This is a genomic window from Natronomonas sp., from assembly GCF_046483325.1.
Lineage (GTDB): Archaea > Halobacteriota > Halobacteria > Halobacteriales > Haloarculaceae > Natronomonas.
Genome location: NZ_JAWODL010000007.1, coordinates 1 through 12,929, shown reverse-complemented (window position 1 = coordinate 12,929; position 12,929 = coordinate 1). Strand labels below are relative to the sequence as shown.

Below are 12,929 nucleotides of genomic sequence, written 5' to 3'. Positions count from 1 at the left end.
CCATATGGAGTGAGTAACCCTTTGTGACTCACCGAGAACTAGCGGGTAAATGGGCACATCTGTCGTGGAACGATTCGAGTCGTCGCTCGGTGAGCTAGGTGTTTCGATGACACGGACGGGAGCAGCGGACTTCGAGGCGGCGATCGCGTCGCTCGTCGGCGACCCGGCGGTTGGCGTCCCGCTGGCGGGATACGAGGGGGTTTCGCTGTCGGGCACAGACATCGAGACGCCGCCGACACCGCGCCGTCTCAAAGACTCTCGGACGGGCGTCACGCCGGTCGGAAAGGCGATCGCCGAGTACGGAACGCTCTTGTTGGACAGCGACTCGGTCGGCACCGAGCCCGTGAGCCTCTATCCGCCACATCACGTCGGAATCGTCCGTGAAAGCGACGTCCTCCCGACGGTCGACGCCGCGGGCGAGCACCTCCGAGACCGGTTCGCCGCCGGCACGTCCTCGATCTTCGCCACGGGCGTGAGTTCGACGGGCGATATGGGATCGCTCGTCGAAGGCGTCCACGGACCGAAAGAGGTCGACGTCGTTCTCATCACGGACCGATGAGCTCACGAGAGGCGCGCCGCCACAAGGCGGAACGGCTCCGAACTCTGCTCGAAACGCAGGGTGAGACCGTTCAGGGAAACGTCGAGCACCTCAACCAAGGGCGCTACGAGGCGATAGAGCGGTTCGATCGATTCGAGGAGCTTCGGAGCGAAGCCCGCGATATCAAAGAAAACGCGATCGAGGAGCTTCCATCGTTGCTGGAGACGCTCCAAGATCGGGTCGAGGCGAACGGCGGACACGTGTACCTCGCCGAGGATGCCGAGGAGGCGAACCGCTACATCACCGACGTTGCGGCCGCGGAGGACGCCGAGACGCTCGTGAAATCGAAATCGATGACGAGCGAAGAGATAGAGGTGAACGACGCCCTCGGGGAGATCGGCGTCGACGTGTGGGAGACGGACCTCGGCGAGTTCGTTCTCCAGGTCGCTGAGGAGGCACCATCACATCTCGTCGGTCCCTCGCTGCACAAATCGCGGGACGAGGTCGCGACGCTATTCAACCGCGTGTTCGAGCCCGAAGAGCCCTTCGAGACGGCCGAAGAGCTCACCGAGTTCGCCCGGGATTACCTCGGCGACCGAATCCGGGAGGCCGATATCGGGATGACAGGGGCGAACTTCGTCCTCGCGGAGTCGGGGACCATCACACTCGTAACGAACGAGGGGAACGCGCGGAAGTCGGCCGTAACGCCGAACACGCACGTCGCGGTTACCGGCGTCGAGAAAGTCATCCCGGACGCCGACGCGCTCCAGCCGTTCGTCGAACTCATCTCGAAGACTGCGACCGGGCAGGACATCTCACAGTACGTCTCGATGCTCACGCCACCGGTCGACTCGCCGACGATCGATTTCGAGGCGCCCGATGCCCCGCTCGGAAGCGGCGACGCCGACCGGGAGTTCCATCTCGTGTTGATCGACAACGGCCGGATGGCGATGCGCGATGACGAACACCTGAAGGAGACGCTATACTGTATCCGTTGCGGCGCGTGCGCCAACTCCTGTGGCAACTTTCAGTCCGTCGGCGGCCACGCCTTCGGCGGCGAGACGTACACCGGTGGCATCGCGACCGGGTGGGAGGCGGGCATCGAAGATCTCCAGACGGCCGGAGAGTTCAACGACCTCTGTACGGGCTGTTCGCGGTGTGTCAACGCCTGCCCGGTGAAAATCGACATCCCGTGGATAAACACGGTCGTTCGAGACCGGCTCAACCGCGAGCAGACGCCGGGCGAGTTCGAGTTCCTCGTCGAGGGACTCACCCCGGATTCGGAGGGGACCGTTGACCTACAAAAGCGGTTCTTCGGGAACTTCGACACGGTGGCGACACTCGGGAGCGCGACGGCCCCGCTATCGAACTGGCTGGCCGACCTCGGCCCCGTTCGGACCCTGATGGATCGCGTGTTCGGTATCGCACCCGAACGTGACCTCCCCGAGTTCAAGCGAGAAACGCTCACCGGTTGGTTCGCGAACAGAGACTCGACAATCCCCGAGGCAACCGCCGAGCGGACCGTTGTGCTTTACCCGGATGCTTATACGAATTACGTCCTCACTGGCCGTGGGAAGGCCACTGTACTCACACTGGAGTCCCTCGGCGCACACGTGGAGCTCGCGAGGCCGATCGAGAGCGGACGCGCACCGCTCTCGCAGGGGATGATCCAGACGGCAACGAGCCTCGCTGAGGACGTCGCTGCGGACCTCCGCCCACATCTCGAGGAGGGACGAGATATCGTCGTCATCGAACCCTCCGACCTGGCGATGATTCGCCGTGAGTATGCTAAACTCCTCGAGTCAGGTATCGCCGAGCGTCTCTCGGAGAACAGTTACGACGTCATGGAGTACGTCTACGGACTCATCGCGAACGGAGCAAACGCTGACGAACGCGCCGAGATACGCGATTCGGTCGTGTATCACAGTCACTGTCAACAGCGAACGCTTGGCGTTGACGCGTACACCGAGGCCGTCCTCGAAGAATTTGGTGTCGACTTCGTTACCTCGGACGTCGAGTGTTGCGGGATGGCAGGGAGTTTCGGCTACAAATCACAGTATTACGAGCTCTCGATGGATGTCGGCTCGAACCTCACCGACCAGTTCGAGGGTACTGATAGAACCATCGTCGCCAGCGGGACCTCCTGTACGGAGCAACTATCGGCGCTCTTCAGACAGGACGTCACGCACCCGATCGAACTCATCGCCCCTGGAGGTCAACATAAATAAAACGGCCTGTATTCTCCCGTATGCAGCGACCGTCCCGTCGAACCGTCTACTATCTTGCATTGGTCCTCGTGACGACCCTCGTCTTTACGGGAGCCTACAACGCTGGTATGGCCATCTGGGAAGATCGTCCCCAACCCCTGTATCGGTCCCTCCAAGTCGTGATTCAAAGCTTCACCACGACCGGATATGGAGAGGATGCCCCATGGCAGACGCCACAGATGAATCTGCTGGCGATTTTGATGCAGCTTGCTGGTATCGGGCTCATCCTCACCGCCGTAGACGTCTTCGCTGTCCCCTGGCTCCGTGATACGCTCACGCCAAGCGCTCCGGCAGTCGCGCCCGAGTTAGAAGACCACGTCCTCATCTGTGAGCACACACCCCGCACCGACGCGTTCATCGAAGAACTGGATGCTCGGGACCGCGAGTACGTCCTGATCGAGTCTGACCCGGACACGGCACGTAACCTGTACGAAGCGGGCTATCGGGTCATCACAGGCGACGCGGAATCGACCGAGACGCTAGCGAACGCTCACCTCGAAGCCGCGATGTGTATCGTCGTTGACGCCGCCGATGACAGGAGTGCGAGTATTGCGCTTGCCGTCCGTGATGCCCGCCCCGATGGGCGTGTGATCACGCTCGTGGAGGACGCGGGTCTCGCTCGGTATCATGAAGCCGCCGGGGCAGACGAAGTCCTGTCGCCGCGGCAATTACTGGGCGCGAGTTTAACAGAGCAGGTGCCAACCGCGGTCACGACAGAGGTCGACGAAGGCATTACCATCGGTGAGGATTTCGAACTCGTTGAACTCACGATCGGGGAGGACAGCGACCTCACTCACACCACGTTCGCCGAGGCAACGCTCCGAGACCGGTTCGGAGTGAACGTGATCGGGGCGTGGTTCGACAACGAATTCAAGACCCCCGTCGATCCCGAAGACGAATTGGAGCCCGAGACACGCCTGCTGGTGGCCGGTGCCCCCGACCACGTGGAGTCGTTACGGGAGGCTACGACCTCGGACGTCCGTGGATTCACCGCACAGCGAATCATTCTCGTTGGGTTTGGTGATTCCGGGCGTGCAGCATACAATGCGCTGTCGGGATCTGGATCTCGGCTGACCGTACTCGATATCGAGCCGGCGGAGCTGGTTGACATCGTCGGGGACGCACGCGATCCAGCCGTCTTGGAGGAGGCCGGGATCGAGGAGGTTGACGCGCTGTTGCTCACGGTTGCTGACGATACGACGGCGATATTTACGACGCTGATCGCCCGGGAGTTGAATCCCGATTTGCACATCGTCGTCCGGGCGAACGAGGAAGATAAGGTCGAGAAGCTGTATCAAGCGGGGGCCGATTATGTACAATCGCTGGCGACGGTCAGTGGACGGATGCTGGCCTCGACGGTGTTCGAGGACGAAGAGGTGTTGGCATACCAGACGCAGGTCAACGTCGTTCAACTCCCAGTGGGCGGCTTGGAAGGGAGTACGCTCGCTGGTGAAGAGGTTCGGACAAAAACTGGCTGCACGGTCGTGGCGGTGATAAGAAACGGTGAAACGGTCACCGAGTTTGACCCAGCTGGATTCACCTTCCGAGCCGATGATGAGGTCATTATTACTGGGACTGATGCGGCCATCACACGGTTCGAACAGCGGTTCAATCCCTGAAATCGTCCGTGAGTAGTCGGGTGAAGACATCGACCTCCCCTCGGTACACCCGGATACCGACCACGCACAATGTATTTATAGAGAGCAAGCAGAATACCTGCGCCTTCAGGCGCGGGATGAATCCGACACCTCTGAACCAATCCACGCTGCGATAGCCAGTCCGAGATTTCACAATCAGTTCTTTGAAGTGACAGGCAACCATACTCAGGGGTAGGAATCGGTTGGGGACAGAGCGATTCCCACCAGTCCTGCGATGGCGGCCTGTCCGCCCCAAGCAATGAGACAATAATCGGAACCAGTCCGGGTGAACGGTCGGTTCGTATAATGAACCGATGCTGTGCCCGACTGCTGTCCGCCCACAGGAAGTAACTCCAAGTCCGCTTGAAGTCTGCCGGACTCCCCGAGGCAAAACAACTCTGGGAGTCCGTATATGACGGAGCATAGGAGTACCGGGGGCTTGGCACTCCCAGCAGTCCCACCCGCCTCAGACCACGAACCCCACACGAATTCTCACCGTGTCGGGGTTCGGTGGAACTGTAAACCTGAAATCTCCAACGCTCAGGATTCCTCCGGCTTTAGCCGTAGGAGGATGTCAAAAATAGATAGCTCCCACTTCCCCGGTACCATTACCTGACGACGGTAACCGGAACGGTAGCATGTTCGACGACGTCTCGCGCCACGCTGCCTAGGAACTCGATGGTTCGTTCCGACCGCCCCTGGTGGCCGACGTATAGCGTCTCGAACGCTCTCTCGTCGGCGTAATCCGTTATAGCTCTCGCGGGTTGGCCGTAGAGTAGTTCGCCCGACACGTCTTGTCCCTTCTCTGCTGCAAACTCGATCGCCTCGTCTAAGATCTCCCGACCTCGTTCCTCTGCAAAATCAAAGCTATCGATGATCAGCCTGTCTCGACGGTCAGATTGGGATATCGGCTCTCCACCGCCGGTATCATAGATATCTGGTTCGATTGCGTGGATCAGTGTGATCGATCCGTCGGTCGCGTTAGCGATATTCGCTGCGTACGCAAGCGCCCGATCGCTCTCCTCGGATCCGTCAACGGCGACGAGCAATTTCATACCGAACCATTGGCGCCGGAACCGTTAAAATAGTCGTTCACTCCGACGATCTGGGAATACTTCTCCACTCATCGGGGCCTGCCCGTCACATCGGCCGGGGGAAAAGATCAGCTTCTATTTCGACTGTACGTTCTGGTCCGAAGCTACATCCGTGGAGATCTCGGGGCATGTGATCAGATGGTCGGTGGGTACGGTATACGCAGTGGATGAGTTTTCACTCGGAGAGCCGATTGACGAGCGCCCTGAGCGTCCCGAGGTCGTACTGTCCCGGCGCGGTCGCGTTGTCGGGATCGACCGGCGCGTAGCCGATCTTCGATCCGTACACGGGGGCGACAACGCGCGTGTGACTGCCGGCAGGCCCCATTGCCATCGTCGCCACGGGGACGCCAGCCTCGGTCAGTTCGTGCGTGACCGACAACACCGAGAGCGCGTCACCTCGATCCCGCGCGGTCACGGCGATCTTGCCGACGTCGCCGTACTCGCTCGCCCGTCGGAGACGATCCCGGAGTTCCGACATCGGTGGGGTCCCATCGAAATCGTGCGTCGAGACGACGACGGCGACGTCGGCGTCGTCTGCGTCTGTAACCAGCGCTCGGGCCGTGTCGGTGTCACCCCGACCGCCGGCTTCGAGCGCTTCGAGTTCGACGTCGATCGCGCCGACCGCGTCGTACGCCAGGGCATCGCGAAGCGCGTCGAGACGACCCTCGTCGACTGCCTCGCCGCCCTCCCACTCGGCGCGGTTCGTCACGAGAAGCGGAAGGTCGCCGTCGTAGTCGGCCAGTTGAGCGTCCGGCTTCGCCGCGAGATCCATCCGGAACTCCGCGCAGTCGGCGTCGTCGCGTGCGGCCGGCTCCTCGTCGAGAGCCGCCGTCGAGGCGGCGAGGGTGAACGAATCGAACGGGATCGACATACTCGAACGGAGAGGCGAGGGGCAAAAGTGTCCCCGGTTCGGTCGCCGCCAGCGATCAACACCGTTCGAGAAACCGCGCCTGCGCCGTCGTTCCCTTCGGTCCGTAATCCGTGACCTGCACCGAGATCGTCTCCCCGACGGCGAGGGCGTCGGATCCGTCCGGGTCGGGGATCTCGCGGACGAACGTCTGGAGTCCGTTGATCGTCCCGCGGACCTCGGGCGGCACTCGATCGTACTGGGTTTCGACGACAACGAGTTCGTACTGTTCGCCCTTTCGTGCGGCTTCCTCGGGAGCCCGCTTTTGGGCCTCGCGGTGGGCGCGGTCGCGCTCCCGCTGAGCGTCGGTGTTCGGCCGGCCACCGCGGCGGCCGCGGACGAATCGGACGAGGACGAAGAGTGCGACGAGGGCGGCGAGAGCGCCGACGGCGGTCACGTCGAGCAGCGTCGACTCGAGCATTGGCGGCGCTTTGCAGCCGTCCGATATATCCGTTATGTCCGGGGGCGACCGGCTCGACTGGACCTGACAACTACCCCGCCCCGAACGCCATCAGAAAGTTGATACCCAGGGGTTCCCGACACACGACCGATGACCGACCGGGAGGTGAGCGTCGTGTTGCCCGCCTACAACGAGGCAGCGACGATCAGGGACACCGTCGCGGCGACCGTCGCCGCGCTCGAAGGCTTCCTCCCGGACGGGGCGTTCGAGGTGCTGATCGCCGAGGACGGCTGTTCGGATCGAACGCCCGAGATCGCAGCGGAGTTGGCCGGGAGTGACGACCGGATCAGACACGTTCACAGCGACGGCCGCCTCGGCCGAGGTGGGGCCCTAGAGAGCGCTTTCGAGGCCAGCGACGGCGACGTGCTCGTCTACTTCGACACCGATCTGGCGACGGATCTCTCCTATCTCGAAGCGCTCGTCGAGTCGATCCGCTCGGAGGGCTACGACGTCGCCACCGGCTCGCGGCGAGTTCCGGGGCGAAAACAGCGACGCGATCCGGAACGAGGGGTCGCCTCGACGGGCTACAACTCGCTCGTCAGGCTGATCCTCCGGTCGTCGCTGTACGATCACCAGTGCGGATTCAAAGCCTTCGACCGGGAGGTGCTGTTCGGACTGCTCGAAGACGTCGAGGACGACCACTGGTTTTGGGACACCGAGGTGCTCGTTCGCGCCCAGCGGGCTGGCTACGCGATCAAGGAGTTCCCCGTCGAGTGGGAGCCGAAGGACGACACGAAAGTCGATCTGGTCCGCGACGTCTTCGGAATGGGGAGTCAGATCGCCCGGCTGTGGTGGCAGCTTTCGATCCGACCGCGGATCGATCGCCGGACCACGATGGCGGCCGGCACGCTGTTGACGATCGTCGCGCTCGCGTTGATGACGCTGTATCTCGATCCGACCGAGGTTATCGCGGCGATCCGCGAGGCCGATCCGCGTCTCGTCGCGATCGCCGCCGCGGTGTATCTCCTCTCGTGGCCGCTTCGGGGGCTTCGATACCGGGACATCCTCGCCGAACTCGGCTACCGCGGGGACGTCGGCTTTCTCACCGGCGCGATATTCATCAGCCAGACGGGAAACCTCGTCGTGCCGGCCCGTGGCGGTGACGCGATCCGAGCGTACATCGTGAAGGCGCGCCGGGGGATTCCGTATCCCTCCGGATTCGCCTCACTCGCCATCGAACGGGTGTTCGATCTGTTGACGATCGCGGTACTCGCCGGCGGGACGCTCTTGGCGTTGGCCGCGGCCGGCGTCGACGTGACGGCGCTTCGGACGGCCGAAGCGGGCGGCGATGTCGGCGAGAGCGGTCGAACCGCGGTCGTCGTCGCGGCCGGCGTCGGGGCGGCGGCGGTGGCCGCGATCGCGCTCATCGGGATCACCGCCCGTTCGGAACGGAATCTCGTCCGAACGGGGTTGGCGTGGCTGAGTGACGACTCGTACGTCGAGTATGTCGCGAGCGTGATCGAGCGATTCGTCGGCGACGTACAGGCGATCGCGGAGGATCGACGGGCGTTCGCCGTCGTCGGCACGTCGAGTCTCGTCATCTGGGGGATCGACATTCTGACCGCGATCGTCGTCTTCGCCGCCTTCGGCGTCGAACTGCCGGTGTGGCTCATCGTGGCGGTCGGCTTCTTCGCCGTCGCCGTCGGCAACCTCGCGAAAGTGTTGCCGCTCTCGCCGGGGGGGATCGGCCTCTACGAGGGCGCGTTCACCCTCATCGTCGTCGCGTTGACGCCGATCGCGTGGCCGACGGCGCTGGCGGCGGCCGTCGTCGACCACGCCCTCAAGAACGTCGTCACCGTCGTCGGTGGGATCGGGTCGATGCTCCGATTCAACGTCTCGTTGACCACGGCCGTCGAGGAGTCCACGGACATCGAGCGCGAATCCGCGCTCAGAGAGTGATCGAACCGTCACCTCGTGCGCGTCGCTTTTCTTTCGGCCACGCCAACTGGCTCTATGAGCAATCCACCCGAACCCCATCGGGAGGTGCGCGAGACCGCCCGTCGGATCGCCGAGATGGACGTTCGAGGGGCGGCCGCGATCGCCGACGCGGCCGCCGCGGCGCTGGGCGTACAGGCGGCCGAGAGCGGCGCGGCGTCGCCGCAAGCGTTTCGAGCGGAGCTGTACGCGGCGGCGCGGGAACTCCACGACACCCGACCGACCGCGGTCAGCCTGCCGAACGCGCTCCGATACGTGCTGTCCGGGCTCAACGACGGGGACGGCGACGTCGAAACGCTTCGCCGGACGGTCGAGCGTCGAGTCGCGCGGTTCCGGGCGGATCTCGACGCCGCGCGGGACCGACTCGGTGGGATCGGTGCGGGGCGGTTTACCGACGGCGACGTGGTGATGACGCACTGCCACTCGACGGACGCGGTCGCCTGCATCGAACACGCCGTCGAGTCGGGGGTCGACCTCGAAGCCGTCGTCAAGGAGACGCGTCCCCGAAATCAGGGCCACGTCACTGCCCGACAGCTACGGGAACTCGGGGTGCCGGTGACGCTTATTGTCGACAACGCGGCCCATCGGTTCATGAACGACGTGGACCACCTGCTCGTCGGCGCCGACAGCATCGCCGCCGACGGCAGCGTGATCAACAAGATCGGGACCGCCGGATTGGCCGTCTCCGCGCGCGACCGCGGCACCCCGATCATCGTCGCCGCCCAGTCGATCAAACTCGATCCGCAGACCCTGACCGGCGAGGCAGTCACCATCGAAGAGCGTGATCTCGAGGAGGTGATCGACGCCGAAACGCGCGGGGAGATCGGCGAGATCGAGGTCGCCAACCCCGCCTTCGACGTCACGCCGCCGCGACACGTCGACGCGATCGTCACCGAACACGGGCAGTTCCCGCCCGAGAGCGTCGTCGTGTTGATGCGCGAACTGTTCGGGAACGGCGTCCCTGAACCGTGGGAAAAGATATAGATAATAGATATTCTCTTAGAGATATATATATTGCATCGAAATCGTGTATACAGCACAGCGATATCAGTTCATTTCGATGTCGCTCGGGGAACCGATACGAACGCGCTACTCGCTCGCTTCGCTCGTTTCTCCAAAAAGGGGACTCCGCGCTACCGCATCAGGTGAAGCGGCGAGATGATCTCGACGATCGACATCTGAGCCGACCACGATAGAAGACCTGTGTACTGACCGCCGAAAGTCCTGGCGGGTTTCGCAGGTCTTCTGAAAGCGGTACGTCTTCTGAAAGCCGTCCAATATGGGGGGCGCGTATCTCACACGACAGTAGAATTCGACGGGACCGACCGGTTCAAGTCCTGGTAAATAGTTAAATCCTCTACTCTCCTGAATCAACTATGAAACATCTGTTGCCGGAAGACGTCGAGACGAGTGAGCCAGTCGAAAACGTTCGCGCAGCGTATCTCATCGAGGGCGATCAGATGAGCTCTCAGCATTTCGAAATGGACCCCGGTGCGGTGATTCCGAAGCACGATCACCCGCACGAACAGATCGGATTCGTCTACGAGGGCGAGGTCACGCTCTTTGTCGGAGACGACAAGAGAACAGTCGGCTCCGGAGAAGGTTTTTTCCTTCCAGGAGGGGAATCACACAAAGTCGAGAACACCGGTGAAACGACGGCTCGTGGCGTGGACATCTTTTCGCCACCACGGCCTGAGGACTACTGGTCTGAGTGACGTTCCCGACGCCAGTACAAAAACAGTCGGCGATTACGTAGCGCGCTCGTTTACTCCGTTCGAAGGTACCCGGAAACAGCGGTGTACGTCGACTGAGCGGCTGATACCTTTTCCGCGAACAACGTCAAAAACGGCTACTCGCCTACTCGGCGGGCTCGAAGACCACGAGCCGCTCGTCGGTCGTCTCCGAGCGACCGACCGCGATCCCGACCGACTGGCCGACCTCGACGTCATCGGCGTCCACATCCCGAACCTGGCCGGTGATCCGAACCGGGCCGAACTCGACGACCGCGACGACGAACGGCGCGTCGTCGGCGAAGTCGGGTGAGGCGACGTGCGTCTGCGTGTAGGTGACGATGGTGCCGGTCTCGGGCAGTGGTTGCTCGGTCAACTCGTCGCTGCCTGTCGCGGGGTCGATCCGGCGGGGCGGCAGCGAGCCGTCGCCTTCGGGACCTTCGAGGTAGTAAGGCTCGCCCGCCTCGACGGCGTCGAGGAAGTCGTCGAAGCCGGCGTTTCGAGTGTCGCTCATTCGACCACCTCCAACACGTGGACGACACAACTGGCGACCGTCCCACCCGCGTTGTGGGTCAAACCGACGGTCGCGTCCTCCACGGCGTCGCTATTGACGTGATCGCCGCGCAGGAGCTTCGTCAGCTCCGAGATCTGCGCACCGCCGGTCGCCCCGACGGGGTGACCTTTCGCCTTCAGGCCGCCCGAGAGGTTTACCGGCAACTCCCCGTCGATCGTCGTCTCGCCGTTCCGAGCCGCGGAGATCGCTTCTCCCGGCTCGTAGAAACCGAGCGACTCCAGCGCGATCACTTCGGCGATGGTAAAGCAGTCGTGCACTTCGGCGACGTCGACGTTATCGGGCCCGATTCCGGCGTCCTCGTAGGCTATCCGGGCAGCCTCGACTGCCGCCGGCGTTTCGGAGATCGAGTCGCGATCCTGCAACGCGAGACTATCGGTTCCCTGTCCGACACCCGTGATCGCCACCGAGGGATCGAGCCCGGCGCGCTCGGCGAAGGCCTCGCTGACCAACACGGCCGCGCTCGCGCCGTCACTCATCGGCGAGCAATCGTACAGCCCGAACGGCGAACTGATGTCGGGCGCGGTGAGCACATCCTCGACGTCGATCGCCATCTGGAACTGTGCGAGGTCGTTCTCGACGGCGTTCGCGTGGTTCTTGACCGCGATGTGCGCGAGGTCCTCGCGCGTACCGCCGAACTGCTCGAAGTAGCTGTTCGCCATGAGCGAGTACGCGCCGGGGAACGTCACGCCCGCGCTGATCTCCCACAGGGCGTCGGCGGCCGCCGAGAGCGCCCGCGTTCCCGCTGGCGTCGAGATGTTCGTCATTCGCTCGGCGCCGCCCACGAGGACGACATCAGCCTGCCCGTTCCGGACGTGGTTGACGCCGAATCTGACCGCGGCGCCGCTCGACGCGCAGGCGCTTTCGACGCGCGTCGCCGGCGCGGAGACGCCCGCGGCCTCGGCCATCAACGGTCCCTGATGCCCCTGGGTCTCGGCGAACTCGCCCATGTAGTTGCCGTAGAACAGTTCCTCGACGACGTCGGGCGCGACGCTCGCGTCTTCGAACGCCTCCGCGGCCGCCTGCCCGAACAGATCGCGTGCGGTGCGCTCCGGCGACGAGCCAAAGGGCGTCATCCCGACGCCGGCGACGTAGACGTCGGTCATTCTACGTGACTCCTGTAGACGCCGCAGTCGTGATTCTCGAGCGGTCGCCGGTTCGTCACGACGTGATCTCCATATCGGCGCGGCCCGGTCGCCGGTTCGAGAGGTTTGGGTTGATCTTCGGGTAGCATCCTTGGCACACAACGTGATAGCAGTTGTAGTGATATAAATATCTGTTCGACAATTGATGCGCCGGAGTTCGCGTCTGGTCGAAGCGCGTCCGTAGCGTTCGTCGACGCGGACGAGCGTATTCGGGACAAAATATAGATCAGATCAATTATATTTCTCATTGGCGGTGTTCAGATACGGATGAAGAGTGAGACGGTGCGTTTTTTGCGTGTGTATGTCGAAAAACGACCGCCTCAACGACTGTTTGGACGAGATCGAAGTAGGTTTTGTGGAGCGAGAAGCGACACCACAGTTTCTGATGAATCCCGGTATTCGCCCCAATTGGCTTTCCTATCACTTTCAAATATATTTTATATTATTTATATATTTGGTGTCGATCGGGCTCGATCTACCGTGCACAACTGCATTGAATATTCAGGAACAGATTTCTGATCAAGCTCCCTGAATGTTCCGGCAAACAATGTGACTTTTTTCATGATAACAGGGTCTGTTATGGCCAGAATGGCATCCATAGCTGTTATTATATTGTCTGAAAGATTATGGAGATCATTTTTTGAG

12 protein-coding genes and 1 pseudogene are annotated in these 12,929 nt (G+C 62.4%); 7 read left to right on the top strand and 6 right to left on the bottom strand.

What is annotated here, in order from left to right:
- The first annotated feature begins 49 nt into the window (after window positions 1-49).
- From R6U53_RS01035 to R6U53_RS01025, 3 genes are read left to right on the top strand one after another with little or no spacing between them, the layout of a single operon-like run.
- Entirely contained in the window at window positions 50-559 is a 510-nt protein-coding gene (locus R6U53_RS01035; protein WP_410320521.1) for an LUD domain-containing protein, read from the top strand.
- Window positions 556-2,766 carry an LUD domain-containing protein gene (locus R6U53_RS01030; RefSeq protein WP_410320520.1) on the top strand — a complete coding sequence of 737 codons (2,211 nt, stop codon included), beginning with the start codon at window positions 556-558 and terminating at the stop codon, window positions 2,764-2,766. Before R6U53_RS01035 ends, R6U53_RS01030 begins: the two co-directional genes overlap by 4 nt.
- 20 nt (window positions 2,767-2,786) lie before the next feature.
- A complete protein-coding gene (locus R6U53_RS01025; RefSeq protein ID WP_410320519.1) occupies window positions 2,787-4,424 on the top strand; it encodes a potassium channel family protein in 1,638 nt (545 codons plus the stop codon).
- Between the two features lie 626 nt (window positions 4,425-5,050).
- Here the strand turns inward: R6U53_RS01025 and R6U53_RS01020 are convergent.
- From R6U53_RS01020 to R6U53_RS01010, 3 genes are all read right to left on the bottom strand, one after another.
- Window positions 5,051-5,497 carry a universal stress protein gene (locus tag R6U53_RS01020; protein ID WP_410320518.1) on the bottom strand — a complete coding sequence of 149 codons (447 nt, stop codon included), beginning with the start codon at window positions 5,495-5,497 and terminating at the stop codon, window positions 5,051-5,053.
- A 214-nt stretch (window positions 5,498-5,711) separates the two neighbouring features.
- Window positions 5,712-6,407 carry a type I 3-dehydroquinate dehydratase gene (locus tag R6U53_RS01015; RefSeq protein WP_410320517.1) on the bottom strand — a complete coding sequence of 232 codons (696 nt, stop codon included), beginning with the start codon at window positions 6,405-6,407 and terminating at the stop codon, window positions 5,712-5,714.
- Window positions 6,408-6,462: 55 nt separating this feature from the next.
- Window positions 6,463-6,864 (bottom strand): hypothetical protein, encoded by a 402-nt coding sequence (locus R6U53_RS01010; protein WP_410320516.1) that lies wholly within the window; start codon window positions 6,862-6,864, stop codon window positions 6,463-6,465.
- A 129-nt stretch (window positions 6,865-6,993) separates the two neighbouring features.
- Here R6U53_RS01010 and R6U53_RS01005 point away from each other — a divergent pair, with 129 nt between their 5' ends.
- The 3 genes from R6U53_RS01005 (at window position 6,994) to R6U53_RS00995 (ending at window position 10,553) form a co-directional block, all read left to right on the top strand.
- Window positions 6,994-8,802 (top strand): flippase-like domain-containing protein, encoded by a 1,809-nt coding sequence (locus R6U53_RS01005; protein WP_410320515.1) that lies wholly within the window; start codon window positions 6,994-6,996, stop codon window positions 8,800-8,802.
- Window positions 8,803-8,856: 54 nt separating this feature from the next.
- The gene (locus R6U53_RS01000) at window positions 8,857-9,822 is read left to right on the top strand and encodes a ribose 1,5-bisphosphate isomerase (RefSeq protein ID WP_410320514.1); all 966 of its coding nucleotides are present in this window, start codon (window positions 8,857-8,859) and stop codon (window positions 9,820-9,822) included.
- Between the two features lie 392 nt (window positions 9,823-10,214).
- Window positions 10,215-10,553 carry a cupin domain-containing protein gene (locus tag R6U53_RS00995; protein WP_410320513.1) on the top strand — a complete coding sequence of 113 codons (339 nt, stop codon included), beginning with the start codon at window positions 10,215-10,217 and terminating at the stop codon, window positions 10,551-10,553.
- A 142-nt stretch (window positions 10,554-10,695) separates the two neighbouring features.
- Here R6U53_RS00995 and R6U53_RS00990 read toward each other — a convergent pair whose 3' ends face one another.
- Together R6U53_RS00990 and R6U53_RS00985 are read right to left on the bottom strand one after the other, a co-directional pair.
- The gene (locus R6U53_RS00990; RefSeq protein ID WP_410320512.1) at window positions 10,696-11,082 is read right to left on the bottom strand and encodes a Zn-ribbon domain-containing OB-fold protein; all 387 of its coding nucleotides are present in this window, start codon (window positions 11,080-11,082) and stop codon (window positions 10,696-10,698) included.
- Window positions 11,079-12,245, bottom strand: coding sequence for a thiolase domain-containing protein (locus R6U53_RS00985; protein WP_410320511.1), 1,167 nt, complete (start codon window positions 12,243-12,245; stop codon window positions 11,079-11,081). The genes R6U53_RS00990 and R6U53_RS00985 overlap by 4 nt, the downstream gene beginning before the upstream one ends.
- A gap of 340 nt (window positions 12,246-12,585) precedes the next feature.
- On the opposite strand from R6U53_RS00985, the pseudogene R6U53_RS00980 reads away from it, so the two are divergent.
- Window positions 12,586-12,779: pseudogene (locus R6U53_RS00980) on the top strand (IS6 family transposase); the annotation flags it as partial.
- Here the strand turns inward: R6U53_RS00980 and R6U53_RS00975 are convergent.
- Window positions 12,731-12,929 (bottom strand): hypothetical protein (locus R6U53_RS00975; protein WP_410320585.1); only part of this gene is annotated, 199 nt, incomplete at its 5' end. The pseudogene R6U53_RS00980 and the gene R6U53_RS00975 overlap by 49 nt on opposite strands.